At 65.0% G+C, this 742-nt stretch carries 2 protein-coding genes; one reads left to right on the top strand and one right to left on the bottom strand.

The window, feature by feature from the left end; translation table 11 throughout:
• Positions 1 to 232, bottom strand: a 232-nt coding sequence (locus tag Ae505Ps2_RS32835) for an integrase core domain-containing protein (RefSeq protein WP_212567720.1), incomplete at its 3' end; no start/stop codon positions are given.
• A gap of 43 nt (positions 233 to 275) precedes the next feature.
• Between Ae505Ps2_RS32835 and Ae505Ps2_RS28400 the strand changes: the two genes are divergently transcribed.
• Positions 276 to 742: helix-turn-helix domain-containing protein (locus tag Ae505Ps2_RS28400; protein ID WP_249265417.1), on the top strand; the 467-nt coding region annotated here is incomplete at its 3' end.

Here is a 742-nt window from a genome sequence, read left to right as displayed (position 1 = left end):
CGGTTATTTTCCTGAATCCTAGCTCGTATTCGGTGGGTGTCAAGTATCCGAGGGTGGAGTGCCGTCTGCGACGGTTGTAGTAGCTCTCGATCCACACGAATGTCTGCTGTCGGACCTCGGTGACGTCGTTCCATGGCCGGGTGTGGATGAGTTCTTTCTTGTAGCTGGCGAAGAACGGCTCGGCGACGGCGTTGTCGAAGCAGGTGGCGGCGAGTTCAGCCGGTCGTAGCACTTGATCTTGGTTGTTCGGCGGGACAGGATGTTCCGTGCGTGAGATGTTGATGTTGTCGGATCGGGAGGAGATCTCGAGGGGTCTCGCGGAGGGCTTGTCCTACAAGCAGATCGCCTCGGTGGTGGGTCGTGATCGGTCGGTGATCTCTCGTGAGGTCCGTCGTCACGGCGGACGCTACGAGTACCGGGCCGCGGCAGCGCAGGAACGGGCCCTGGCGGCGCGGGAGCGGCCGAAGCAGTTCGCGGTGGACCGTCACCCGCGGTTGCGCGGGATCGTGCATGCTCTGTTGCGTGGTGGCTGGTCACCGGCCTCGATCGCGGGCCGGTTGCCGACCGAGCACCCCGATGACGAGGCTTGTCGGGTGTCTCACGAGGCGATCTACCAGTGGATCTATGCCACCCCGGTGTCCACGCTGGCCCGCGAGCTGCTCGCGCTACGGTCCGGGCGCACCGCCCGACGAGGCGGCGCCAAGCCCCCACCGGCCCCGCGGATCAAGGACCCGACCTACAT

The organism is Pseudonocardia sp. Ae505_Ps2, assembly GCF_001932425.1.
GTDB lineage: Bacteria > Actinomycetota > Actinomycetes > Mycobacteriales > Pseudonocardiaceae > Pseudonocardia.
The sequence above is the reverse complement of the archived record's forward strand: the minus strand, read 5'-3'. Positions and strand labels throughout refer to the sequence as shown.